The 22548-nt window shown below is 62.0% G+C and carries 23 protein-coding genes; 10 read left to right on the forward strand and 13 right to left on the reverse strand.

Features of this window, described 5'->3' with window-relative positions; translation table 11 throughout:
- Positions 1-5: 5 nt before the first annotated feature.
- From EK373_RS17720 to EK373_RS17735, 4 genes are read right to left on the reverse strand one after another with little or no spacing between them, the layout of a single operon-like run.
- Positions 6-1124, reverse strand: a complete 1119-nt coding sequence (locus EK373_RS17720; RefSeq protein WP_129645052.1) for an ABC transporter permease — start codon at positions 1122-1124, stop codon at positions 6-8.
- A complete protein-coding gene (locus EK373_RS17725) occupies positions 1121-2260 on the reverse strand; it encodes an ABC transporter permease (protein ID WP_129645053.1) in 1140 nt (379 codons plus the stop codon). Before EK373_RS17725 ends, EK373_RS17720 begins: the two co-directional genes overlap by 4 nt.
- The gene (locus EK373_RS17730) at positions 2257-4017 is read right to left on the reverse strand and encodes an ATP-binding cassette domain-containing protein (RefSeq protein ID WP_129645054.1); all 1761 of its coding nucleotides are present in this window, start codon (positions 4015-4017) and stop codon (positions 2257-2259) included. The genes EK373_RS17725 and EK373_RS17730 overlap by 4 nt, the downstream gene beginning before the upstream one ends.
- Positions 4014-5039 (reverse strand): efflux RND transporter periplasmic adaptor subunit, encoded by a 1026-nt coding sequence (locus EK373_RS17735; protein ID WP_129645055.1) that lies wholly within the window; start codon positions 5037-5039, stop codon positions 4014-4016. Before EK373_RS17735 ends, EK373_RS17730 begins: the two co-directional genes overlap by 4 nt.
- 80 nt (positions 5040-5119) lie before the next feature.
- Between EK373_RS17735 and EK373_RS17740 the strand changes: the two genes are divergently transcribed.
- From EK373_RS17740 to EK373_RS17750, 3 genes are all read left to right on the forward strand, one after another.
- Positions 5120-5839, forward strand: coding sequence for a CerR family C-terminal domain-containing protein (locus EK373_RS17740; protein WP_129645056.1), 720 nt, complete (start codon positions 5120-5122; stop codon positions 5837-5839).
- A 125-nt stretch (positions 5840-5964) separates the two neighbouring features.
- On the forward strand, positions 5965-7974 hold the full coding sequence (locus EK373_RS17745) for an Ig-like domain-containing protein (protein ID WP_129645057.1): 2010 nt from the start codon (positions 5965-5967) through the stop codon (positions 7972-7974).
- A 126-nt stretch (positions 7975-8100) separates the two neighbouring features.
- A complete protein-coding gene (locus tag EK373_RS17750; protein WP_129645058.1) occupies positions 8101-8628 on the forward strand; it encodes a peptidase associated/transthyretin-like domain-containing protein in 528 nt (175 codons plus the stop codon).
- A gap of 29 nt (positions 8629-8657) precedes the next feature.
- Here EK373_RS17750 and ligD read toward each other — a convergent pair whose 3' ends face one another.
- From ligD to EK373_RS17775, 5 genes are all read right to left on the reverse strand, one after another.
- Positions 8658-10460 carry a DNA ligase D gene (ligD, locus tag EK373_RS17755; RefSeq protein ID WP_129645059.1) on the reverse strand — a complete coding sequence of 601 codons (1803 nt, stop codon included), beginning with the start codon at positions 10458-10460 and terminating at the stop codon, positions 8658-8660.
- Between the two features lie 18 nt (positions 10461-10478).
- Positions 10479-11552: a PAS domain S-box protein gene (locus EK373_RS17760; protein ID WP_129645060.1), complete on the reverse strand. Its 1074-nt coding sequence runs from the start codon at positions 11550-11552 to the stop codon at positions 10479-10481.
- A gap of 93 nt (positions 11553-11645) precedes the next feature.
- On the reverse strand, positions 11646-12956 hold the full coding sequence (locus EK373_RS17765) for a cytochrome P450 (protein WP_129645061.1): 1311 nt from the start codon (positions 12954-12956) through the stop codon (positions 11646-11648).
- A gap of 8 nt (positions 12957-12964) precedes the next feature.
- Complete coding sequence (locus EK373_RS17770) at positions 12965-13285, reverse strand: 2Fe-2S iron-sulfur cluster-binding protein (RefSeq protein ID WP_129645062.1); 321 nt, start codon at positions 13283-13285, stop codon at positions 12965-12967.
- 175 nt (positions 13286-13460) lie between these two features.
- Positions 13461-13646 (reverse strand): hypothetical protein, encoded by a 186-nt coding sequence (locus tag EK373_RS17775; RefSeq protein ID WP_129645063.1) that lies wholly within the window; start codon positions 13644-13646, stop codon positions 13461-13463.
- A 133-nt stretch (positions 13647-13779) separates the two neighbouring features.
- Here EK373_RS17775 and EK373_RS17780 point away from each other — a divergent pair, with 133 nt between their 5' ends.
- Together EK373_RS17780 and EK373_RS17785 are read left to right on the forward strand one after the other, a co-directional pair.
- A complete protein-coding gene (locus EK373_RS17780; protein WP_157994400.1) occupies positions 13780-14361 on the forward strand; it encodes an outer membrane beta-barrel protein in 582 nt (193 codons plus the stop codon).
- 89 nt (positions 14362-14450) lie between these two features.
- The gene (locus EK373_RS17785; RefSeq protein ID WP_129645065.1) at positions 14451-15146 is read left to right on the forward strand and encodes a hypothetical protein; all 696 of its coding nucleotides are present in this window, start codon (positions 14451-14453) and stop codon (positions 15144-15146) included.
- Between the two features lie 3 nt (positions 15147-15149).
- On the opposite strand, the gene EK373_RS17790 is transcribed toward EK373_RS17785, so the two are convergent.
- Both EK373_RS17790 and EK373_RS17795 read right to left on the reverse strand, forming a co-directional pair.
- Positions 15150-16751: a serine hydrolase domain-containing protein gene (locus EK373_RS17790; protein ID WP_129645066.1), complete on the reverse strand. Its 1602-nt coding sequence runs from the start codon at positions 16749-16751 to the stop codon at positions 15150-15152.
- Positions 16752-17020: 269 nt separating this feature from the next.
- On the reverse strand, positions 17021-17305 hold the full coding sequence (locus EK373_RS17795) for a TonB-dependent receptor (RefSeq protein WP_129645067.1): 285 nt from the start codon (positions 17303-17305) through the stop codon (positions 17021-17023).
- A gap of 167 nt (positions 17306-17472) precedes the next feature.
- On the opposite strand from EK373_RS17795, the gene EK373_RS17800 reads away from it, so the two are divergent.
- Positions 17473-18612 carry a PepSY-associated TM helix domain-containing protein gene (locus tag EK373_RS17800; protein ID WP_129645904.1) on the forward strand — a complete coding sequence of 380 codons (1140 nt, stop codon included), beginning with the start codon at positions 17473-17475 and terminating at the stop codon, positions 18610-18612.
- Positions 18609-18812 (forward strand): hypothetical protein, encoded by a 204-nt coding sequence (locus EK373_RS17805; RefSeq protein ID WP_129645068.1) that lies wholly within the window; start codon positions 18609-18611, stop codon positions 18810-18812. The genes EK373_RS17800 and EK373_RS17805 overlap by 4 nt, the downstream gene beginning before the upstream one ends.
- A 16-nt stretch (positions 18813-18828) precedes the next feature.
- Here the strand turns inward: EK373_RS17805 and EK373_RS17810 are convergent, their stop codons facing one another.
- On the reverse strand, positions 18829-19218 hold the full coding sequence (locus EK373_RS17810) for a YciI family protein (RefSeq protein WP_157994401.1): 390 nt from the start codon (positions 19216-19218) through the stop codon (positions 18829-18831).
- Between the two features lie 83 nt (positions 19219-19301).
- Between EK373_RS17810 and EK373_RS17815 the strand changes: the two genes are divergently transcribed.
- The 3 genes from EK373_RS17815 to EK373_RS17825 all read left to right on the forward strand — a co-directional run bounded on the left by EK373_RS17815 (position 19302) and on the right by EK373_RS17825 (position 21648).
- Positions 19302-19835: a winged helix-turn-helix transcriptional regulator gene (locus tag EK373_RS17815; protein ID WP_129645070.1), complete on the forward strand. Its 534-nt coding sequence runs from the start codon at positions 19302-19304 to the stop codon at positions 19833-19835.
- Positions 19836-19845: 10 nt separating this feature from the next.
- Positions 19846-20589, forward strand: coding sequence for a helix-turn-helix transcriptional regulator (locus tag EK373_RS17820; RefSeq protein WP_129645071.1), 744 nt, complete (start codon positions 19846-19848; stop codon positions 20587-20589).
- Between the two features lie 69 nt (positions 20590-20658).
- Positions 20659-21648 carry a DMT family transporter gene (locus tag EK373_RS17825; RefSeq protein ID WP_129645072.1) on the forward strand — a complete coding sequence of 330 codons (990 nt, stop codon included), beginning with the start codon at positions 20659-20661 and terminating at the stop codon, positions 21646-21648.
- Here the strand turns inward: EK373_RS17825 and EK373_RS17830 are convergent.
- A complete protein-coding gene (locus EK373_RS17830) occupies positions 21593-22528 on the reverse strand; it encodes an acyltransferase domain-containing protein (RefSeq protein ID WP_157994402.1) in 936 nt (311 codons plus the stop codon). The genes EK373_RS17825 and EK373_RS17830 overlap by 56 nt on opposite strands.
- Between the last annotated feature and the right edge of the window lie 20 nt (positions 22529-22548).

The following is a 22548-nucleotide window of genomic DNA, read 5'->3' on the forward strand; positions in this document are numbered from 1 at the left end:
CGCACCTAAACGAGCCGGTGTCTGAACAACCACACGGCGGCCGGCAGGGTCACCAACGCGATGACCACCAGCGGCCACATGTCGTGGAGCAGATAGCCGAAGCTCGCTCCTTCGAGATACACCCGCCGCACCAGATCGATGGCATAGCGCAGCGGATTGGCATAAGTGAGGTATTGCATGGCCGGCGGCATGTTGCTGATCGCCGAGGTCAGGCCCGACAGCAGCATCATCGGCATCAGCAAGACGAACGTGTACAGCATCGCCTGCTGCATGGTCTTCGAGAACGCCGAGAGCGCGAGGCCAATGCCGACCGCCGCGGTCGTGAACAGCAGCAGGCCGGAATACAGCGTGAACAGCGAGCCTTGGAAAGGAATGCCGAACCAGAAGCGCGCGATCAGGAAAATGATGGAGGACTGCACCAGCCCGATCAGGATCGGCGGCACGGCTTTGCCGACCATGATCTCCGTCGGGCGCAGCGGCGTCACGAGCAGTTGATCGAACGTGCCCTGTTCGCGTTCCCTCGCCACCGACAGTGCGGACAGCATCAGCACCTGAAGCATGCTCAGCGCGCCGATCAGGCTGGGAATCATGGCCCAGCGTGTTTCCAGATTCGGGTTGTACCAGGCGCGCGTTTCAATTCGCAGCGCTGGTGTCGGGCCGCCGCGCAGCTCGTTCCACTGAGCGTTGAAACGATCGACCGCCGCTGTGACATACGAGGCGGCAACGTTGCCTGTGTTCGAGTTGCGACCGTCGGCGATGACCTGTACGACGCCGCCGCGTCCCGAAATGATGTTGCGCTCGAAGTCGGCGGGCAAATGGATGACGAGCAACGCGCGTTTCTTGCCGATGGTCTCGCCGATTTCCTTCGCGCTGCTCAGGTTCGCCACCCGATCGAATACGCCCGAGCCGTCGAGCAGAGTCACGAACTGGGTCGAGGCATTGCTGCGGTCGGTGTCGAGCAGCGCGTAGGGCACCTCGTTCAGATCGAAGGTGGCCGCATAGCCAAACAGCAGCGATTGCAGGACCACGGGCATCACCAGCACCAGGCGGCTGCGCGGATCTTTCAAGATGGCGATCAGCTCCTTGCGGATCAGGATCGCGATCCGATGTAGCGTCGCGTTCATACCAGTTGCTTCTTTGTGTTGATCCGGATCAGCACGAACAGCACGACAGCTGCTGTGAGCAGCACGGCCGTGTCTTTGATCAGCAGGCCGGGCACGTTACCGGCGAGAAATAGCGTCTGCAGCGCTTCGACGTAGTAGGTCGGCGGCAGCACAGTGCTGATGGCGCGCACGATCGCAGGCACGCTGCGCAGATCGAAAATAAACCCCGAGAGCATCAGCGCCGGCAGAAAGCTGGTGATCAGCGCGATCTGCGAGGCGAGGAATTGATTCTTGGTGGCAGCGGAGATCAGCAGGCCCAGGCTCAGCGACACCAGCAGGTACAGCATTGAGATCAACACGATCAGCAGCAACGAGCCGCGGATGGGGACGAAGAACATGAACTTGCCCGCGAGCAGGCACATCGTGAGGCCCGCCAGGCCCACGCCGAAGTAGGGAATGAGCTTCGAGGCGATCAGCTCGCCAGTATTGATCGGCGTGACGAACAGCGATTCCAGCGTGCCGCGCTCCCATTCGCGGGCCATGACGAGCGACGTCAAGAGCGCGCCATTCAGCGTCATGATCAGCACGATGAGACCGGGCACCAGAAAGTGAGTGCTGGTGTTGGCTTCGTTGAACCACAAGCGCGTTTCCAGCCTGACCGCGGGCGCCGGGGCCATGCTGGCGCCAGACACTGCACGTTTGTTGCTCCACTGTGCAATCGCGCCTTGCGCAAACCCTTCGAGCACGCGCGCCCGGTTTGCGTCGACGCCGTTGACTAGCACCTGGATGGTCGCGTCGCTCGCAGCCAGTCGACGAGAAAAGTCGGACTGCAGATAGACGATCGCCTCGACCTTGCCGGCGCGCATCAAGCTCTGCGCCTCCGCCATGGAATTCAACTGGGTCACAGTGAAGTAGGGCGACAAATGGAAGCCGGAGACGACATCCTTGGCAGTGGGCGAGGTGTCCTGCGAGACGATCGCCACCGGTGCGTTGGTGATGTCGAACGACAAGCCGTAGCCGAACACCAGAATCAGCACGAACGGCAGGAACAGGCCGACCATCAGGTTGCTCTTGTCACGAAGCAGCTGACGGGTTTCTTTCACCGTGAGCGCGCGCAAGCGCCGCCAGGACAGACGAGGTGGATGAACGTCGCTCATGCCGCGTGGTCCTGTCGCTGCGCCCGTTCTCGGGCTTGCTCGACGATGCCGATGAAGGCGTCTTCCATCGAGTGCGCAGGTTCGCCGCCCGAGCCGGCCTGTCTGCGCACTTCCTCCGGCGTGCCGATCGCCAGCATCGTGCCCGCGTCCTGGATCATGATCCGATCGCAGTACTCGGCTTCTTCCATGAAATGAGTGGTGACCACGATGGTCGTGCCGTGATCGGCGAGCGAGCCGATACGCCGCCAGAACTCGCGCCTTGCCAAAGGATCCGCGCCGCTCGTCGGCTCGTCGAGGAACACGATGGCGGGCTCGTGCAGCAGGGCGGCGGCCATGGCCAGGCGGCGTTGGAAGCCGCCGGGCAGCGAGCCTGCCGTGGATGTCACGCGCTCCTTGAGCTCGAAATTGTCGAGCGCCCACTCGATGCGTTGTGCTGCTCGAGAATTTCGCAAACCGTAGGCGCCGGCGAAGAACTGCAGGTTCTCGAGCACGCTGATATCGCCATAGAGCGAGAATTTCTGCGCGACGTAGCCGATGTTCTGTCGCGCCTCGGCGCGTGCACGTCGCAGGTCAGCGCCGGCCACTTTCAATGTGCCGGACGTTGCTGGCAGCAAGCCACACAGCATACGAAAGGTAGTCGTCTTGCCAGCTCCGTTCGGGCCGAGCAGCCCAAACACTTCGCCGCGCTTCACTTCGAAGCTGGTCCGGTTCACCGCCGTGAAGTCGCCGAACTTGCGCACCAGGTCGTGCACTTCGATGACGACCTCGGAATGATCCTGTGAAGCCTTCTTGCTCAACTCCAGCGCCGCGTTCGCGGCAGGCTGCTCGTCCGTCTTGTGACGCAGCAGCATCATCAAGCTGTCTTCGAGGATGGGCGGCGTCGGTTCGAACGTCACGTCCTGCAGCGACAACGGCTCGCGATCTCCCAGAACCACCCGCACCTGGCCGCCGTGAGGCACGGCGTCGATTACGTCGGGGCGATCGATGAGGTCTGCTTGCAGTTTGCGCGCGGGAGTTTCGCGCTGTGACATCGCCAGGAACGAATGACCGGTCGCGCGGGACATCAACTCTTTCGGTGTGCCGTTCGCCAGTACGTTGCCCTCGTGCAGCACCACGACGTGCGCGCAACGCTCTGCTTCGTCCATATAGGACGTGCTGACGATCACGGACAGTCCTTCGTTCTCCACGAGCCCGCTGACGATGTCCCACAGCTCGCGCCGCGAGAGTGGATCGACACCGACGGTCGGTTCGTCCAGCAACAACAGCTCCGGCGAGCGCACCAGCGTGCAGGCGAGGCCCAGCTTTTGTTTCATGCCGCCGGAGAGCTTGCCGGCGAGCCGGTCGAGAAAGGGCGCGAGTGCCGTCATTTCCATGAGCCGTGGATAACGCTCGGCGCGTTGCTCCGGGCCGACGCCATGGAGGTCCGCATACAGATCGAGATTCTCCTGCACGCTCAAGTCCTCGTAGAGACCGAAGCGCTGAGGCATGTAGCTGATGCGATCCTGGATCGCTTGCGGCTGTTTCGCGGCGTCCAGGCCGAGCACGGTGAGGGTGCCTTCATCGGCCCGCATGAGTCCCGCTGTGAGACGCAGCAGCGTCGTCTTGCCTGCGCCGTCCGGACCGACGAGCGCGATCAACGCGCCAGGTCGTGCGCCGAACGACACGCGGTTGAGCGCCGTGACCGGGTCGAGCTTCGGACGTTCGAATCGTTTGGTGAGATTGTCACCACGAACGATGAAGTCGTCGGCGGCGTTCATCTTCCGGACTCTCGCGTGTTCGCTGGCTGGCCAACGGGCGTGATCGTCACCGTCGCCGGCATGCCGAGCCGCAGCCGGTCGTCGGGATCGTCGACGAAGACGCGAATCTCGTAGACCAGGCTGGTGCGCAGCTCCTCGGTCTGCACGGTTTTCGGCGTGAACTCCGCCGTGGAGGAGATGAAACCGACTTTGCCCTCGAGCGGATCGTTCGGCGCACTGTCCATGGTTACGCGTGCCGGTGCGCCCAGTGCGACACGGCTCAATTCGACTTCGGACAGATATGCTCGCACCCATTTCGGCGTGGTGATTGCAATCGCGAACACCGGCCGCTGCGGGTTGGCCAGCTCGCCTGGCTCCATGAGGCGATTGCGAATCACGCCATCGGTCGGCGCGAGCAGTTCCGCATCGGCAAGTTGTCGTTTGAGCAGGGCGAGATCGGCTTCGGCCGCATCGAGTTGCGCCTTTGCTTGGTCGATTTCTTCCTGGCGTGGGCCGGCGAGCGTCAGCTCGAGTGCTTTACGCGAACTCTCGGCCTGAGCTTCGCTCATGCGTGCCGCCGCGATAGCTGCTTCCAGATCCTGCGGGCTGATGGCGCGTCCTTTGGATTCGTCGCTGATACTGCGCAAACGCTGCAATTGGCTCGTGGCATTCGCGGCTTCGGCTTGCGCCGCTGCCAGGGCTGCTCGGGCTTGAGCAATCTCTTCGGGACGCGCGCCATTGCGAAGTTTCCTGAGCACCTCACGTTGCGCGGCGGCGCGAGCTTCGGCCTGCGCGACGCGGGGCAGGAGTCGGCCGGTATCGAGCCGCGCTAGCACCTGGCCGGCCTTCACCTTGGAGCCTTCCTCGACCAGCACTTCGGCGATGCGCTCGCTGTCGTTGAACGGCAGTTCGATCTGACGCAGATCGACGTTGCCCTGTAGAACGATGCGGGACTCGTCGTCGTTGCCGCCGAACACCCAATAGCCGAGCGCGGCGAGCGCCAGCAGAGCGACGACGGCGAGGGCGATAGTTCTTTTTGACACGGCCAGTCCCCGAGCAGGGTTGCAAACTGCCGCCAGTCTATTCAAAATCAAATTTGAATTTCAACTCCACCTGAGTCGGCATGCGTCCCCGCAAGACCCACAAGACCGCGTCCAAGCCACGGCGCGCAGCCAAACGCCCGCCGGCGCGCGCAGCAGTGCGCGAGGACGGCGTGCAGACGAAGCAGCAGTTGCTGGAAGTTGCGGGGCGCGTGTTTGCTGAACGGGGCTATGTCTACGCAACCAGCAAGGAAATCTGCGAGCACGCCAACGCCAACATTGCGGCCGTCAATTATCACTTCGGCGGCAAGGATGGTTTGTATGCCGCCGTGCTCGAGGAGGCGCACGCAAGGTTGGTCAGCATAGACATCGTCACGGAGATCACCCAAAGCGCCGCGAGCGGGGCCGACAAGCTGCGGCTGTTGCTGCGAAAGATCGTCGGCGAAGTCGCCAAGCGTGACGAGGGCGCGTGGGAGTTGCGAGTGTTGAGTCGGGAGCTGATGGCGCCCACATCGCTTATGGACAACATGATGAAGAACCAGGTCATGCCGAAGGCCAGGCTGGTGACCGGACTGATCGCCGACATTCTCGGCGTGCCGCCGACGCATCCCGCCGTGAGCCGCTCGACCGTGAGCATCGTGGGGCCCTGTCTGTTCATGTTGATCGCGAGCCCGGAATGGCAGAAGAAAATATTTCCAACGCTGCTGGTCGACACCGACTCGCTGATCGATCACATGGTCGCTTTCGCACTGGGCGGATTGCAGTCCATTGCGGCGCAGCTACGCGGCGCGTCGCGCAAGTAAGAAATATATGTAGTGGGCAGGGGCGCTGTCTATTTCGCACATTGTAGGGAGTTCGCGGGCTGAGCTTGGGGATTTGCTGCAGTATTTTGTGGCCTCCGCACCCTAAGAACGTGCAGGGAGGGGACATGCAGAACGCTGCGAAGCAGAGGTCGCTGTACCGCGCGTTGATTTCGATTGTCGTTGTATGTATTGCCGGATGCGGCGGCGGAGGCGGTGGGAGCGGAGGTCGTACACCCGGTCGCGCTTCGAATGCACCCCCCGTACTCGGAGCCACCGCTTTCTCGACCAAGCTGAATACCGATCTACAGGGCCAGGTATCGGCAACCGATCCAACTGGCGATGCGCTCACGTTCTCGGTGGCCGTCAATCCCGGCAGCGGAACCTTGGTCAGCTTCAGTCCCAATGGCGCATTCGTCTATCGTCCGGCGGCGGGATTCCTCGGCGACGATAGCTTTCGTGTTCAGGTCAACGACAACGCCGGCAATTCGGTCCCTGGGACTGTCAATATCAACGTGCACCCCAATCGCGCTCCGGTCGCGGCGAACGACGCCTTGCGTGCGGATGGCGCCGCGCTAGCAAACATCGCAGTGCTGGCGAACGATACGGATGCGGATTCCGATCCGCTCACCGTGACGATCGAAGAGGGGCCGCTTGCGGGTAGCGCCATCGTCAACACCGACTCCTCGATCGGCATCAGCGGGCTGCCTGGCGGTTTCAAGGGAGTCACTCGCTTCAAATATCGCGTGACCGATTCGAGCTCCGAGTCGGCCATCGGGACTGCCGCCATCTTTGTCGGCGTCGAACCGTTTCGGGTCGTTTTTGCAGGCGAGGCGGCGGCGAATGGCTCGCCCGAGCTTTATATGAGCGATTTCGCTTCGGCGCCCAGAACACTGACGGCCGCCACCGAAGGCAACATGCGACTGCGTGGCTTCGCCGCTTCCCAAAACGGCGCGACCGTTGTTTATCGGCGCGAGGACCAAACAAATGCGGCCACTGTCGATCTCGGATTCGTGCGAACGGCCGAGCCCGTTCAGCGAGGCGCCGTGCCATTGCCGTCCGGCGCAACGCTGCCGCTCGATGCGAGCAACGCAGACCAGTTCATCGTCAGCCCTGACGGCCAGTGGATCGCACTGATCGCGCGCGCCGGCAGCGTCGACTCCGTGTATGTCTTCAACGCGGCGACTCCGGCCGCTTTGACCAAGGTCAGTCCGACGAATGCAGTGTTTGCAAGTAGACTGCGCTTCTCGCGGGACTCGCGAAATTTGTTCTTTCTGGCGGCGCCAGTTGCAGGAGGCGGCGCCAGGTCGCTCTACACTGTGACGCCCGTGGGTCCCAGCCCCACCGTTGCGGTCTCTGCAATCAGCGATCCGGCGACCAGCGACGACGTTTTGGATTATTCGATTTCTGCGGATCAGAGCGCGATTCTCATCCAAGGGAATCGCGGCGGGCGTCAGGGGCTGTTCTATATCGATGCACGTCAGCTGCGCGTGGAATCACAGGTGAGCCACACGCTTGCGTTCGGGGAATCGATCGGCGCGAGCACGATCGCGTTGACCGGTGGGACGATCGGCGGCGGCCTAGGGCAGCGCGTGGGTTACACAGTTCGGGTGCCGTTGCTGCCGAGCCGGGCGTACGTCGCAGAAATCTCGGCAACTCCCAATCCGCGCGAGGTTGCAACGGCCGCGGAAGTCGTAGGCTTGCGGCCCGATGACGGTGCACTGTTGTATGCGAAGAGCGGCCAGATATATGAACGGGATCTCGCCAGCAACGGGGCGGATACGCTCGTCGCAGCCGGCGGCACGGCGTGGTACGACTCCACAGGGAACATCGTGCTCGTCCAACAGGCGCAGTTCGTTGGAGGCATCCCGTACGCAGTGCTTGGCGCAACGACTCGCGGAGCGTTTGGCTCTCCTCAACTGGTCGGTACGCCGGGGCAAGTGGCTCGTTTCAGCGAGGTGAGCGGGTTCGATCGCGGCGTCGCGCTGCTCGCCGAAGGAGCCCCGGGAGGTACGGCGCCCACTCGCGCCCGTGTCGCACTCGTGAATGCGCTCGCGCCCGACAGATTGTTCTATCTCGCCGATTTCGAAACACCGCTGCAGCTCACGTCATCGCCAGCGGTAGTAGTAGGGCACTGAGCTCGACCGGATGACGACTACGTCATGGTTTTGTACGGAAATCGTTGACGCAATGTGACTTGCAAAGCTAGCGTCCCGCCGCCCGTTGTTAACGGATTGAACAAATAAACTCGGCGGAGGATGAGCATGAGTCAGAACAAGTGGGTTCGGGGCGCGCTGGCATTCGGAATGGTTGGAGCGAGCTTGTTTGCAGGCGGCTGCGCTTCCATTGTCCATGGCGGCAACCGGGAGATTTCGATTGCTACGCAACCGCCGGGCGCGACCGCGTCGGTGCGCAGGACCGGCGGCGACATCACGGACATCGTGGCGGTGGAAAAGACCCCGTGCACGGTCTCGCTCGATCCCAAGAAGGGCTACTTCTCGGGCCAGAGCTACACCTTGCGGCTGGAAATGCCCGGCTACAAAGTCGCCGAAGTGGCGCTGACGCCGAAGATGTCCGGCTGGTACTGGGGCAACCTGCTGATCGGCGGTTTGATTGGCATGCTGGCGGTGGATCCGGCCACGGGCGCCATGTGGAATATCTCGCCGGAGAAAATCGATCGCACGCTGGCAAGCGGCCAGGCGGCGCTGATCAAGAACAAGACCGGCTTCGTCGTCGTGCTCGAATCCGAGCTCACGCCCGCGGAACGTCTCGCCATGGTGCGGGTGAACTGATTCATCAATTGTTTGCACCGTCGGATCGGCTATCGGAGTCGCCGCCCCGATGTTTGTTCCAATCGCGGCGGGCTTCCGATATTGAACGTATCAGGTCGCACGCCGCGTTCGACGTCGTGCCACGTCACTGGCGCGGCGATCGGATAGCCCGGGCGCGCTCGCGGTGAATAAGTGCCGACGGCAGTAGTGCCCCGGCCATTGCGCAAGAAATCGATGAATACCCGGCCCCGGCGCTGAGCGGGTGAAGCAGCCACTGTGTATCGATCGGGGTCCGTGCTGGCGAGCAGCTCGGAGATCTCACGGCTGCGTCGGTGAGCGGCATCATGAGTGATGCGCGTCGTCAGGGGCGCCATGACGTGAATGCCCTTGCCGCCGGAAAGCTTGGGCCAGCTGTGCTCCAAGCCGTGCTGATCGAGCAGCTCACGCAGGGTCAACGCCGTGTCGACAACGAACGTCCAGCCAATGCCGGGCCCCGGATCCAGATCGAACACCATGGTGTCCGCGTGCTCGATGTCGTCGACGATCGCGTTCCATGGGTGCAGCTCGACCACATCCATCTCCAGCAAGCCGAGCAGGCCCGCGAGGTCGTCGACCCACACCCGTGTTCCTGCGCCGCCTTCGCGCTTTTCGATCTGGAGTTGATGGACCGCGCTCGGCACGGGCGGCAGCTTGCCCTTGTGATAAAACGTTTGCCCCGCGACGTGTCGAACCAGTTTGAGCGGCCGGCGCGCCAGATACATCAAAGCGTCCTGGTGGATCCGCTGCCAGTAGCTCGCTAGCTCGTCCCAGTCGGGCGGCGTCGCATCCGGCAAGAGTTGCAGGATGTTTGTGCTGCTGACTCTGCGCGTCTTGGTGTGGCGGGCAGGGCGCGGTGCTACATCGCTGAGATCCTCTCTCATGCCTTTGTAAACCGGCGCGCGCAGCCGTCCGTTGGCGGTAAAAGAACTGAATTCGATTTCGGCGTAGAGCCTGGGCTCCACCCAGGTGGCTTTGGGTTTGTCGATCGGTTCGTTGAGTGGCGACGTCGATCTGATGTAGGGATCTAGTTTTTCGCGCAACTCGTAGAGTTGCTGCGTTTTGAATCCGGTCTGGGCCTTGCCCGCGTAGAGCAGGCGTCCGTCCTCATAGCGGCCCAGGTACAGAGATGCGATCCGGCGTGGCCGGGCGCCCAGTTTTTCCACGAAAGCGACGACGGGAACGGAGTCGGTGTTGCGACACTTTCGTTTCAGCCAGCTTTTTTGCCGGCCGGAGCGGTACGGTGCGTCGAGTCGCTTACTGACCACACCTTCCAGATTCATCTCGCAGGCCCGCTGGAATATCTCGCTGCTCTCGGCCTCGATGCCGGCGCTGACGAACACGCGCTCGCTTCCTGCGCCGATGACCTGGTGTAACAGCGCCTTGCGATCGCGCAAGGCGCAATCTCGCAGGTCATATCGATTCAGATAGAGCAGGTCGAACGCACAGTAAACGAACCGGTCGTCACGGCCCCGATTCAAATCCGTTTCCATCAGATGGAAATCGGCGCGGCCGTTCGCATCGGGAACGTAGATTTCGCCGTCGATGATCGCCGCTTCGACGTCCAACAGCTCGAGCGCCCGGGCGGTCGCGCCGAACAGCTCCGTCCAGTCGAACCCTCGTCGCGTGAACAGCGTCGACTTGCCCCGCTCCAGATGAGCCTGGATGCGGTAGCCGTCATATTTTATTTCGTGGCTCCACTGGCCTTGCTGGGGCACGTTGTCCGCGGGCGTGGCAAGGCAGGGATCGATGAATCCAGGTTTCGGCGCGCGTCGTGCGCCGGCAATCCGTGCGAGTGATATCGAGCTCGCGGCCATGGGAATCGAGTCGCCTGTTTATTTCATATCCTCGCAGGCCGACGGCAGCTGCGGCATCGAGCCCTCGTTTCGGGCCGGCACCACAATTTCGCAGCGGATGCCGTCCTCTTTGAACTCGAGCCGCGTTTGCGTGCGGAGCTGGTAGGGCAGCGCCTCCTCGATCAGCTGGCTGCCATAACCGCGCCTGGTTCGGTGCTGCGGCAGAGTCACGCCCGATTCGGTCCAGTGCAGCCGGATGTGACTGTCGCCTTGCGGGGCCCAGGCGATGGCAAGCCGGCCGGAAGGTTGCGCCAGCGCTCCATACTTGAGCGCCCCAGAGCGCGCAGCCGCCCTGACAGGTTGTCGTAGAACTGGTCCATGGTCGAGGCGGCTCTGTCGCGCAATCGCTTGCACGATCGACAGCAGATTGCGTGTCCGATGGTGCAGCTCCGCGAGCAGCACCTTCTGCTTGTCCTGTAACAGTCGCAGCTCATGAATGTCCGTTGAGGTGCCCACCCATTCACTGCTGGCGACGTGCTCGCGATCGGCGGGATGAACTGCTTCTAGCCACCGATACTCGAGGCTCTCGTTGAGGGTTAGCCCGGTGTAAAGGCTCCACTGCGGGCTGCCCCAGGTGCGCTCGCCGGCGCTACGGCAGCGGAACACCAGTTGCGGGATGTTGGTGGCGAGCAGCCGGAACAATTCTTCGTTCTGGCGCAACTGCTCTTCCATACGATGGTGGTCGGAGCGGTCTCTGAAGATTTTTACGAAGCCCTGAGTGCGGTCGGTGAGCGGCATCACCAGTCCCGAGGCCCAGAAGCGAACGCCGCCTTTTTTCAGCTGCCAGCGCTCATCCTCGGCACGTCCCACAAGCAGCGCCGTCCGCCGCTCTTCAGCAGGCACATGGCCGCGCTCCTCCGGCACGAACGTGATATCGGCAGAGGTTCCCAGAATTTCCCGCTCGTCGTACCCCAGCACTCGCTCGGCGCCGGTATTCCAGCTGGTGACGATGCCGTTCGGGTCCATGGTGAAGATCGCGAAATCCGTGGCGCTGTCGAATATCAGGCGCAACAGCTCGTCGGTTCGCGGATTCTTGGCAGGCGCGTCGCTCATGTCATTGCCGACGCACCGCAATCGACGATGGTTCCTAGGTACGCTTTCGACCTACGAGGCAGTTCTTACCGATCATGCGGATGACCCGGAAGCCTACCTGGCGCGTGGGATCCTGACAGGCAGCGATCGATAGCCGTGCACGAACGTCGAGTAGACACGCTCGGGCGGGCCGACGACCTCGATCATCGGGAAGCGTTTCAATATTTCTTCCCAGATGACCTGCAGCTGCAGCTCGGCGAGTCGATTGCCGACGCAGCGATGGATGCCGTAGCCGAATGAAATGTGCTGGCGCGGGCGCGCGCGGTCGATGATGTACTCGTGGGGTCGCTCGATGACCGTCTCGTCACGATTGCCCGAGAGATACCACATGACGACCTTGTCGCCCTTGCGAATCAGCTTGCCGCCGAGCTCGACATCTTGCACGGCGGTGCGGCGCATGTGAGCGAGCGGGGTTTGCCAGCGGATGGTTTCGGACACCATGCTGGGAACCAGCTCCGGATGCTCGCGGAGCTTTTGATATTGCTCCGGGTTTTGATTCAAGGCGAGTACGCTGCCAGTGATGCTGTTGCGGGTCGTGTCGTTGCCGCCGACGATGAGCAGCACCACGTTGCCTTGGAACTCATAGGGCGGCATGTTCCGCGTACCCGCGCCGTGCGCCAGCATCGAAATCAAATCGTTGCCTGGCGGGCGCGCCGCGCGCTCGTTCCATAGCGCTTGAAAGGTGCTGAAACATTCAGACATTTCTTCGACCCATTGCTCGGGCCGGTCGATCACGCCACCGCCGGGTACCGCCGTCGCTACATCGGACCAGCGAGTCAGCTTGCGTCGCTGCTCCTGCGGAAAATCCATCAGGGTGGCCAGCGTCATCGCAGTCAGTTCCACCGACACCTTGTCGACCCAGTCGAATTCGACGCCGATAGGCAGCTCGTCGAGGATCGCCGCGGCGCGGCTGCGAATCAGCGGCTCGAGATTGCGCAGGTTGGTGGGCGCAACGATGGGTTGTACCGCGCGACGTTGTTCATCGTGCTTGGGAGGATCCATCGCGATGAACATGGGCAGCGGGCTGCTCACGGTGTTGATGGTGATGCCGCCGAGCGCCGCCTCGGAAGAGAACTGCTGGTGATTGGTATCGACCGCCATGATGTCGTTGTAGCGCGTGATCGACCAATAGCCGCCAAACGTCGGGCTCACGACGTAGTGAATCGGATCTTCCCGGCGCAGTCGCTCGAAGTAAGGCTCCACGAGGTCGGCGTGAAACAGCTTTGGATTGGCGACGTCGATGTCGGCCAGCGGCTGCGAGTTCGCGTGCGCGCGAGCGGCTTCGAGCGTTGGCGGCGCGTCCGGAAACACACCCAGACTGTAAGTGACCGGAGGCCCGGAGCGAGAGGCGAGCGTGTCAGTCATAGGAGGATCTAGTGTTGAGATTCCGGTGTGTGGACGACGATGCCGTCGAGCTCGTCGCGCATTCGGATCTGGCAGGCAAGGCGCGAGTCCTCGGCGGCGCCATCCGCAAATTGGAGCATTTCACGCTCCGCATCCGAGGCGGGACCCACCTTGCCCAGCCAGTCCGCAGCGACATGAATGTGACAGGTGCCGCAGGCCGCGCAGCCGCCACAATCCCCATCGATTCCAGGAACTTGATTGTCGACCGCGCCCCTCATCAGCGACTCGCCTTCGGCCAGCTCGATGGTGTGGCCGGCGCCGTCGTGCGCGATGTAAGTGACTCGTCCCATGGTTCGACTTCATCCAGCGGCAAAGACGCGAGCGGAAGAGTGCGCGCTCCGGCAGGGTGATGTCTACTGCCGGCAGTAAGAGATTTGTTGTATCCGCCGCATGGGTCGGACTGTCCGACCGTAGTGCGTCGAGCGTCGGCAAAGATCCCGGTCCGCGACGTGGCGCGATTCTCCACTATCGATGTCTCGATAGAACACGTTGCCCGCCAGTTGCAAGCCCTGCGTTGAGCTTGTGCGAGCCTCCGAGTATCAACTGCTTCTGCGTGTTCTCGGCGATGTCCGGCAACAACTCTTTGTCCTGACGCAGGACCGTGCCGCTCGCCTTCAACAGTTGCCGGCTACGGGAGAAACGCGCGAACATATATTCCCTTAGTTGTTGTGACCCGTCGCCCGGCCGCGGACGACAGCCGCTACGGTACCGAGCCGGTGGTAGCGACGATGCACCGTGATAAACGGATATTGAGCTAATTATGGAAAGAGCGACGGATATGCAGATGACAAAGCGTATTCTGGGCGGGATCCGGACGCTGCGTTTCCTATCTGTTCTGCCGCTGGCGCTATTGGCTGGCATGGCACACGCCGATGAGCCCATTACAGGAGCATATGCAGGAGTGGGGGTCGGCCGGGCGACCCTGCACCGTGCGCGCTTCACCAGGTCGGACGTTGAGGCGCACGATACCGCCTTCAAAGCACTGTTCGGATACCGCGCGATGCGCAGGCTGGCGTTTGAAGCGAGCTATGCCGACTTCGGCGAGATGGCGAAGCGCGATGAACTGACCGGAGACGTTGAGGCTTTCAGCGTCGGCATCGTCGGCTTGATTCCTCTGCGCCAGGTCGAGCTGTTCGGCAAAGCCGGCTTCGGTGCGTGGCGGGGCACAACCGTGGACCGTAACGGACAGAGCGTCCGAGATGACGACATCGACCCGCTCTTGGGGCTCGGCGTCCAGCTGCGCAACGGTCGCTTCGCGGTCCGCGCCGAGATCGAAGCTCAGTTCCTCAGCTTCGACGCCGGCGAGCATGGCCGCGACGGCGATCTGCTCGACCTCATTTCGATCGGAGCGAACTGGAGATTTTGATCGACGCCTCGGCATCCGCACTTTAGTTCAGTGGATTGGCGCGACGGCCGGCGTACAGTGCAGCGGTCTTAGCTGCCAAGGCGCCTGTCTTGTTGAAAAGAACATTCCTGCTCGCGGTGTGCACGGCTGTTGCGGGGACGGTGTTTGCACAAGGGAACAAAGTACGTCCCGGGTTGGGCAACGACCCTGGCGCTCCACAAACGCAGCCACTTCAATTGCCCGCGGGCGTGCGTCTCGACGGCCCCATCATCGGGGCCGATGCAGACGGCGGCGAGTGCAAGGACAAAACCGCGACCGTCGGCAGCGGCCAGGGCGTGCGAGTCTGCGTGGCATTGTGCATGGATCGCCCGATGGCGACCGGCGTCGACGGCACCACTCTCATCGACATGCGCGACGGGCTGGTCATGATCTCCGAATACCAAGAGGGCCAGAACGGCCTGCTGGTCGAGCGCGTGCGAATCAATATGCCGTATACGCCGTGCTCAGGTGGCCTGGCCGGCAAGGAAGACGAGGAGAAGAAACGTCGCAAGTTCATCGTCGAAATGAATCTGCAGTGCTTGAACGAAGCCAAGTCGCCTTCGTTCGACAAGATGCAGTATCGGCTCGGCGGCATCACCACCGATCCTGATCTGCGGGAACTGCTGGCAATTCTCGCAGACAAGCAGATCGTCACCGAACAGCATCACCGCATCGTCGGCGACGCCGTGTACAGCATTACAGAGGGTGAAGGGCTCACGAGTGACGACAGGGCAAGGCTGGCTCGGCTGCCGGCTCGTAAACAATGAGACTCAAGCACGAGCAACGGCGCCTCCCTTCAGCACCGGACGCGTCTCCGGATGCGTGCCGCCGCTGAGGGTTGTGATGCTGTTCCTGAATTCGATCTGCACGCGATCGTCCTCGAAGCGGCAGGTCACGACGTCGTGATGTGGCGTTCCATAGAAGCGCCATTGCATCTGGAAAGTATTGGGGTCTTTCCAGACGCCCGCGGCTCCGACCTTCTCTGGCGTCTGCTCACCGACGGGTAGGCCGACCAGCCCGCTGATCTCCGGCGGCGTGCCCGGCATGGACGTAACGCCGTCGGCCCAACGACCGATGCCACATTCCACGTCGAAGCGACCTGCAGCGGTCGTCAGTTCGAACTTGCACGCATCGCGATTGAAGTGAAACGCAACGTGCTTTGCGCCGAGGGTGTTCGATTCCACTTCGAATCTGCGCCCGTCGATACGCGCGCTCGTGGGGGACGAGTGTGAACCGGCGGGCAACGGCAGCGTCAACGAGTCGAGTTGTTCCTGCAATTGCGAGCTTGCCGCTGCATCCGGCGACAATGGTTTGTCACGCATGGCGGGCAAGAGGTGTTCCCAGACCAGATTCAGCAGTCCTTGCATGTCGCCGGTGGCGCTGGTGATTGCAATCACCGCATCCTGCTTCGGCAGCACGATGCAATACTGTCCGAACGCTCCATCGCCGCGAAACGCATCGTGGCGGCAGCGCCAGAACTGATACGCGTAGCCTTGGTGCCAATCGCTGGTTTGTTTCAGCAGCGCAAGATCGCTGCCGGGCGCGGTTGCGGGCTGCTGAATCTTGAAGGTCGTCGCCTCCTTGATCCACGACTGCGGCAGCAGTTGTCTGCCGTTCCACTGACCCTGCTGCAGATACAACCGCCCGAACTTCGCGAGCGTCTCCGTGGTGGTGCTCAACCCCCAGCCGCCCGCGTCGACCCCCCGCGGACACTTCGCCCATCGAATCGGGCTCGCCTGCAGCGGCTCGAACAATCGCGGACGCAAGTAATCGCTCAGTTTGTCGCCCGTCACCTTCTGCACGATGGCAGACAGCATGTAAGTGGCGCCGCTGTTGTAGACGAACGCGCTGCCCGGCGCATTATCGATAGGTAACGCCAAGAATGCCTTGACCCAATTTTGTTCGCGCGTGATGAGCGGTGTGGGATCTTTCGCATGTCCCGCCGACATGGTCAGCAAGTGCTGGATGCGCAGCGCTCTCAGGTTGTCGCTGACGTTGTCAGGCGCCTGCTCGGGAAAGAAGTCGAGTACGCGATCCGTAACCTTGAGCTTGCCTTCCGTGACTGCGAAGCCGACCGCGCTCGATGTGAAACTCTTGCTCAGCGAATACAAACTTTGCGGCGTATCGGCGCGATAAGGCCGCCACCATCCCCGCGCGACGTTCTGGCCATGGCGCACGATCATGAGGCTGTGCACCTCGTGCTGTGAGCTCGCGACAGCGGCAAGGAACGTGCGAATCGCCTGTGACGAAACGCCTGATGCCTCCGGCGCAGCGCGTGCGTCCGCCAACGCGCGCAGCGGGGCGCTCATGCCGAGTGCGACGGTTGAGAAGCCCGCCTGCCGCAAAAATGACCGACGATCGAATGTCAGCATCGCGCGCTGTCTCCTTTACCGTGACCAATTCGGCGTAAGGTACACTCCCCAGGGCAGTCCTTCCCAGCCGACCGCGGCTCAATCGGTCATGAGCCTGCGAAGGAGATCGTTGAGCGCAAGGTCGCACGCATGTTGCCGATGTCGCGCAGGAACTCGTGCTCCGCGCATCGCGTGCAGTTGCCTCAGGTGACGATGAGCGTCGGGATCCGACGGCTTAGCAGCGATATGTTGTTCGCAAGCCCGGATCGCCGCAGTCAGCCCTTCGCGATTCAGGACGGACTGCAGCGCCGCTGTCGGCGAGCCGAACCGCGCGTAGGCGCTCGCTCGTCCGCGGCTTCGATATAGCGCTCATCGAGGACATTGCGAATCAGCAGCGCGAACTCCCACAAAGGCAGTCCCTTATAGAAGAGATTGAGATCGACGGGCTCGTAGCCATCGAGCCAGAGACGGTCGCGGTCGAGATGGCGTTGTATTCGACGCTCGGCAGCCTCGGCCGGTTCTGCGGCGCGGGCCTGCACACGTACTGCCGCAAGCAAAGTCTTCTTAAAGATCAAGGGTTTATCCCCAATGGACTTACTGTTGGCAAGACCTCCTCGGTCACGGCTGTGGGCCAATGATGGTGGCTGTCATTGACAACGGAAACCATTATCAGCCGGGAATCGTTCGCATTTAGAGCGATATGACGGTATAACGAGCGCTCATTCCTGGGATGGTCGTCATGCTGAGCTCGTCCGCGATTCGAGGTTGGTACTGGGTGCACAAGTGGACCAGTCTGGTGTCCACGCTGTTTCTGCTCATGTTGTGCATCACCGGTCTGCCGCTGATCTTCTATCACGAGATCGATCACGCGACCGGCTACTCGGTGGAGCCGCCGGAGCTGCCGGGTGTCACGAGTAAGGTCAGCCTCGATGAAATCGTGTCATCGGCGCGCGCCAAGCGGCCGCAGGATGTCGTGACATTTGTCTCGCGCGATCCCGACGAGCCGGAGGCGTGGTTCGTGTCCATGGCCGAGACGCCGCAGTCGCCCGACTCCTCGGCGTTTTATATGTTCGATGCGCGCACTGGCGACCTCCTGCACGAATATCCGTTGAACCAGGGCTTCATGAATTTCATGTTCCGCCTGCACTACGACATGTTCACCGGTCTGCCGGGCACGTTGTTCCTCGGGTTCATGGGATTGCTGCTGGCCGCGTCACTGGTGTCGGGCACCGTGGTTTACGGACCGTTCATGCGCAAGCTACCGTTCGGCACCGTGCGGCACGGCCGTTCGTCGCGACTGAAGTGGCTCGATCTCCACAACCTGCTCGGCATCGCGACCCTGATCTGGTTGCTGACCGTCGGCGTGACGGGCGTCATCAACACGCTGGCGATTCCGATCCTCGGCGTGTGGCAACAGACCGAGATGAGCGAGATGACCGCGAAATACAAAAACGAGCCTGCGGTCCAGCACCTCAGCTCGCCCGACGACGCGGTGAAGAAGGCGCTCGCGACCGTGCCTGGCACCGAGCTGAGCTTCATGGCCTTTCCGGGTACGAGTTTCTCGAGCCCGCATCACTATGTCGCCTTCATGGCTGGGGCGACGCCGCTCACCTCGAAATTGCTCACGCCCGTGTTGATCGATGCAAGCACCGGCGAGTTCATCGATAGTCGTTCGTTACCGTGGTACGTGAAGGCGCTGCTGGTGTCGCAGCCACTGCATTTCGGCGATTACGGCGGCATGATGTTGAAGATTCTGTGGGCGCTGCTCGACGTTCTCGCGATCGTCGTGCTCGGCAGCGGCGTCTATCTGTGGATCAAGAAGCGCAATGTGCCCATCGAAGCACGATTGGGCGCGCTGGTCGCGGAAGGGGCTGCTCAATGAGCTCGAAAGCACCTGTCCGCGTTTGGACGGCGCCCATCGTTCTCGGTGTGCTGACGGCAGTCGGTTTGATCTCCGCGCTGGTTTCCGATTCCGCAGGCGATGTGCTCGCGTGGCTTACTGTCGGCGCGCCAGTCGCTGTCGTTCTGTGGTATCTGCCGCGACGTCAGCGTTTGTCGCCGACGTCACACCCCACGGATTGAACGTCGAGACAAGCTCTCAAGTCGTTCCTCGAGCACAACGTTCGAGGCTCTCGATCGGACGGATCTCGATACCGCCAGCCATCATATCGCCCAGGTGCGTGCCCGGGTGCAGGCGGGCGATGCGGACGGCTTCGTCCATGTTCTCGGCCTCGACGATGAAGAAGGCGCCGAACGGCTCCTTGGTCTGCTCATAGGGCCCGGGCTCATCCGTCACGGCGCCATTCTTTTTTGCGCGCAAGGTCCTGAACGCATTCGGCAGGGCCAGCGAGCCGATCAGCGAGACTTTTCCCGACGCCTTGAGGCGCGCGTCATGCGGTGCGCAGATCTCGCCCAGCTTCTTGAAGTCCTCGGGCTGGAGTTTCGCGAAGGCATCGGCGTCGTAATAGCAGGCACACAGGAATTGCACGACGGTCTCCGTTTGAGGCTTAACTGGTTGCACTCTGCAAGCAGTTGCGACTTTAGCCATTCCAGTTGCACAATGCAACCAGTATGAGTGCCAAGATCGACAGCGCCTCGCTCGCCGTGAAATCCGGCTGCGCCATCAACCTCGCCACCGAAGTGCTCGGCGACCGCTGGAGCCTGGTGGTGCTGCGGGACATGATGTTCGGCAACTTCCGGCATTTCCGGGAGCTGTTGAGCAACAACATGGAGGGCATCGCCTCCAACATCCTGGCGGCGCGGCTCAAGCATTTGCAGGAAGTGGGGTTGATCAGCTGTGCGCAGGATCCGAGCCACAAGCAGAAGTTGATCTACAGCCTGACGGAGCCTGCGATCCAGCTGGTGCCGGTGATGGCGACACTCGGCGAGTGGGGGCGGCGGCATCTGCCCGTCACTCATGAGCTCAGCATCCGCGCGAAGCTGTTGTTCGAAGGCGGGCCGCAGATGTGGGAAGAATTCATGGAGGAGTTGCGAGAGCTGCACCTCGGTCGAAGGCGCGTGGTGCGGGCGGGCGCGGGGCCCGGCGTACTGCAGCGTCTTAATGACGCGTATCTCGCCGCGTCGAAAAAGAGTCGATCACGCTGATGGTGACGAGATGTTGACTGCCTCCTATTCGATTGCTGTTCGTTCCTACGGACCGCAGAGCACGGCCGATACTCACGATTTCTCTCAACTCGTATTGCCGCTGACTGGCGCACTGTCGATGGACATCGCGGGCCGCGAGTCGATCATCGATCGGACGGTGGTGGCCTATGTCGAGGCAGGCTCCCGACACGATCAGGTGAGTGATGGGCTCAACCGTTCGCTCATTCTCGATCTGCACGCTCGCGAGCTCGATCCTCGAACTGCAGATCGTCTCGCCTCGCACCCTTTCATGTCCGCGACGCCGGAGGCGATCAACCTGATCGACTACATGGGCGCGTTGCTCGCGAAAGAGCGCCTGCTGCCATGCAAGTTGAATCTGTGGGTGCCGCTGCTGGTGGACGCATTGCTGGGCGATGAGCCGCAATTGCCTTCACGACTGGCGGGGCTGCTCGCCACGGTCGAGGCAAATCTCTCGAAGCACTGGACCGTGGAGAACATGGCGGACCGAGTAGGCATCAGCGCCAGCAGGCTTCATGCGATATTTCAGGAGAATCTCGGCAAGTCGCCGCGCGTGTGGCTCACCGACCTGCGCTTGGAACATGTGTGTCGGTTGCTGAGTACTACCGACCTGGCGATTGCCGAGCTCGCGTATCGCTCCGGCTACGCTGATCAAAGCGCGTTGACCCGCGCCATGCGCAAGGCGACCGGGATGACGCCAGCGGCCTATCGACGCCAGGCTAGAGTCCGGGACTAAAACCCAAGAGCATCGGTCAAGACCGAGTGGCCGCCGTAGACATACCCTGCGCGTGTCGCGGAGGCATGCATGCGGAATGATGGGCGGACTATTGCGGGTGTCGCATACGGTATCGGGGCGGGCGCGCTGTGGGGGCTGGTGTTCCTGGCGCCGGAGCTCGTGCCGGAGTTCGGGCCGTTACAACTGACGATCGGTCGCTACTTTTTCTACGGCCTGTTCTCCCTCTGCCTGATCGCGCCGATCTGGCACAAACTCAAACCGCTGCTGGGGCGGCGTGAGTGGATTGCGTTGGGATGGCTGGCGCTCACGGGCAACGTGCTCTATTACATCCTGCTGTCGAGTGCCGTTCGCCTCGGCGGTATTGCAATGACGTCTCTGGTCATTGGGTTTCTGCCGGTTGCCGTCACCATCGTCGGCAGCCGCGATAAGGGCGCGGTGCCGCTACACCGTTTGCTCCCATCTCTTGCGCTCAGCGCGCTCGGCGCGGTCTGCATCGGATGGCAGGCGCTCGCTGGGCCAGCTTCTGAGTCCGTGCTGACTCAAGTGGTCGGACTGCTTTGTGCCGTGGGAGCGCTGATCTCCTGGACGTGCTACGCCGTCGGAAATCGCCGCTGGCTGGTGCGACTCGACCATGTGTCGCCGCATGAGTGGAACATGCTCACTGGCGTGGTGACGGGAGCGCAAGTGGTTCTGCTGATTCCCCTGGCATTCGTGCTTGCCACCGAATCGCATGCGACGCTGGCTTGGGCGAAACTCGCGGGTGTTGCCGCGGGTGTCGCGATCTTATGCTCCATGGTCGGTAACGCGTTGTGGAATCGCATGAGCAAACTGTTGCCGCTCACGCTGGTCGGTCAAATGATTCTATTCGAAACGCTGTTCGCGTTGATCTATGGTTTTCTGTGGGAGCAGCGCCTGCCCACCGCGCTCGAGTATGCGGCGTTTACGCTGGTAGTGCTCAGCGTTGTTTCATGCCTCGCTGTGCACGCAAAGCCTCGCAGTAACGTCAGCCACGCAGCAGCGCCGCCATACTCCGACGCTCATTCCCAAAGGGGCTCATGATCGCGTGCGCAGTCGATTGCGAATCTGGCGGCAGGCAGTATTTCGTGAACGTTGCCAACGTCCCCGCGGGCCCGACGTCGATGTAGCGGTGCGCGCCCCGTTGCTCCAGCGCAGCGATCGTGTCTTTGAAGCGGATCGGTTCGCGCACGACGCGCCAGAAGAAACCATTCGGTAGCCCGGTCAGCAACGTCGCTTCCCGAGAACATGTCAGCGGCAGCGTGCCAGGAGAGCAACGAATCGAGCTCATGAAGGACTCGAATGGCGCGCGAGCATCGTCGATCCACTGCGAGTGAAACGCGTACGAAACCGGCAAACGTTGGTAAACCACGTCGTGCTCGCCGAGCGAGCGTTCGATCTGTGTCAGATGGGCTTGGGGCGCAGAGACCACGATGTGCGAAGAGAAGTTGACTGCGGCCAGCTCGCTCCGCTCACGAAGATACGGCTGCGCATACAGGGTCTGATCCGCCAGCACCGCGATCATGCCACCCCGATCGCAGCAAGCCTCGAATGCCGCAGCCTGTTGAACTACGGCTGACAGGGCATCTTCGACTTTTAGGAAGCCTGCCAACGTTGCCGCTGCAAAAGAGCCCAGGCTGGCGCCGAGGGCGATGTCGGGCTTCAGGCCGGCGTGAATCAGACTCTGCGCCAGCGAATACTCGACCATGAATATTGCCGGATGAGTCTGCAACGTGCGATCGAAGCTGTCGCGATCGCGTGGCGAGTAAATGGCATCTACGACACGCTCGCCGCACAGGGATGACGCCAGATCGTCCAGGCGCAGCATCCATTCGCGAAATACCGGGTCGTGTTCGAACAGGTCCTGACCCATTCGAAAGTAGTGCGAGCCCTGGCCGGAAAACATGAAGACGGTCTTGCGCATCGCGAACTCCCCGCGATTGA

This window comes from Peristeroidobacter agariperforans, assembly GCF_004138335.1.
Taxonomy (GTDB): Bacteria; Pseudomonadota; Gammaproteobacteria; order Steroidobacterales; family Steroidobacteraceae; genus Steroidobacter; species Steroidobacter agariperforans.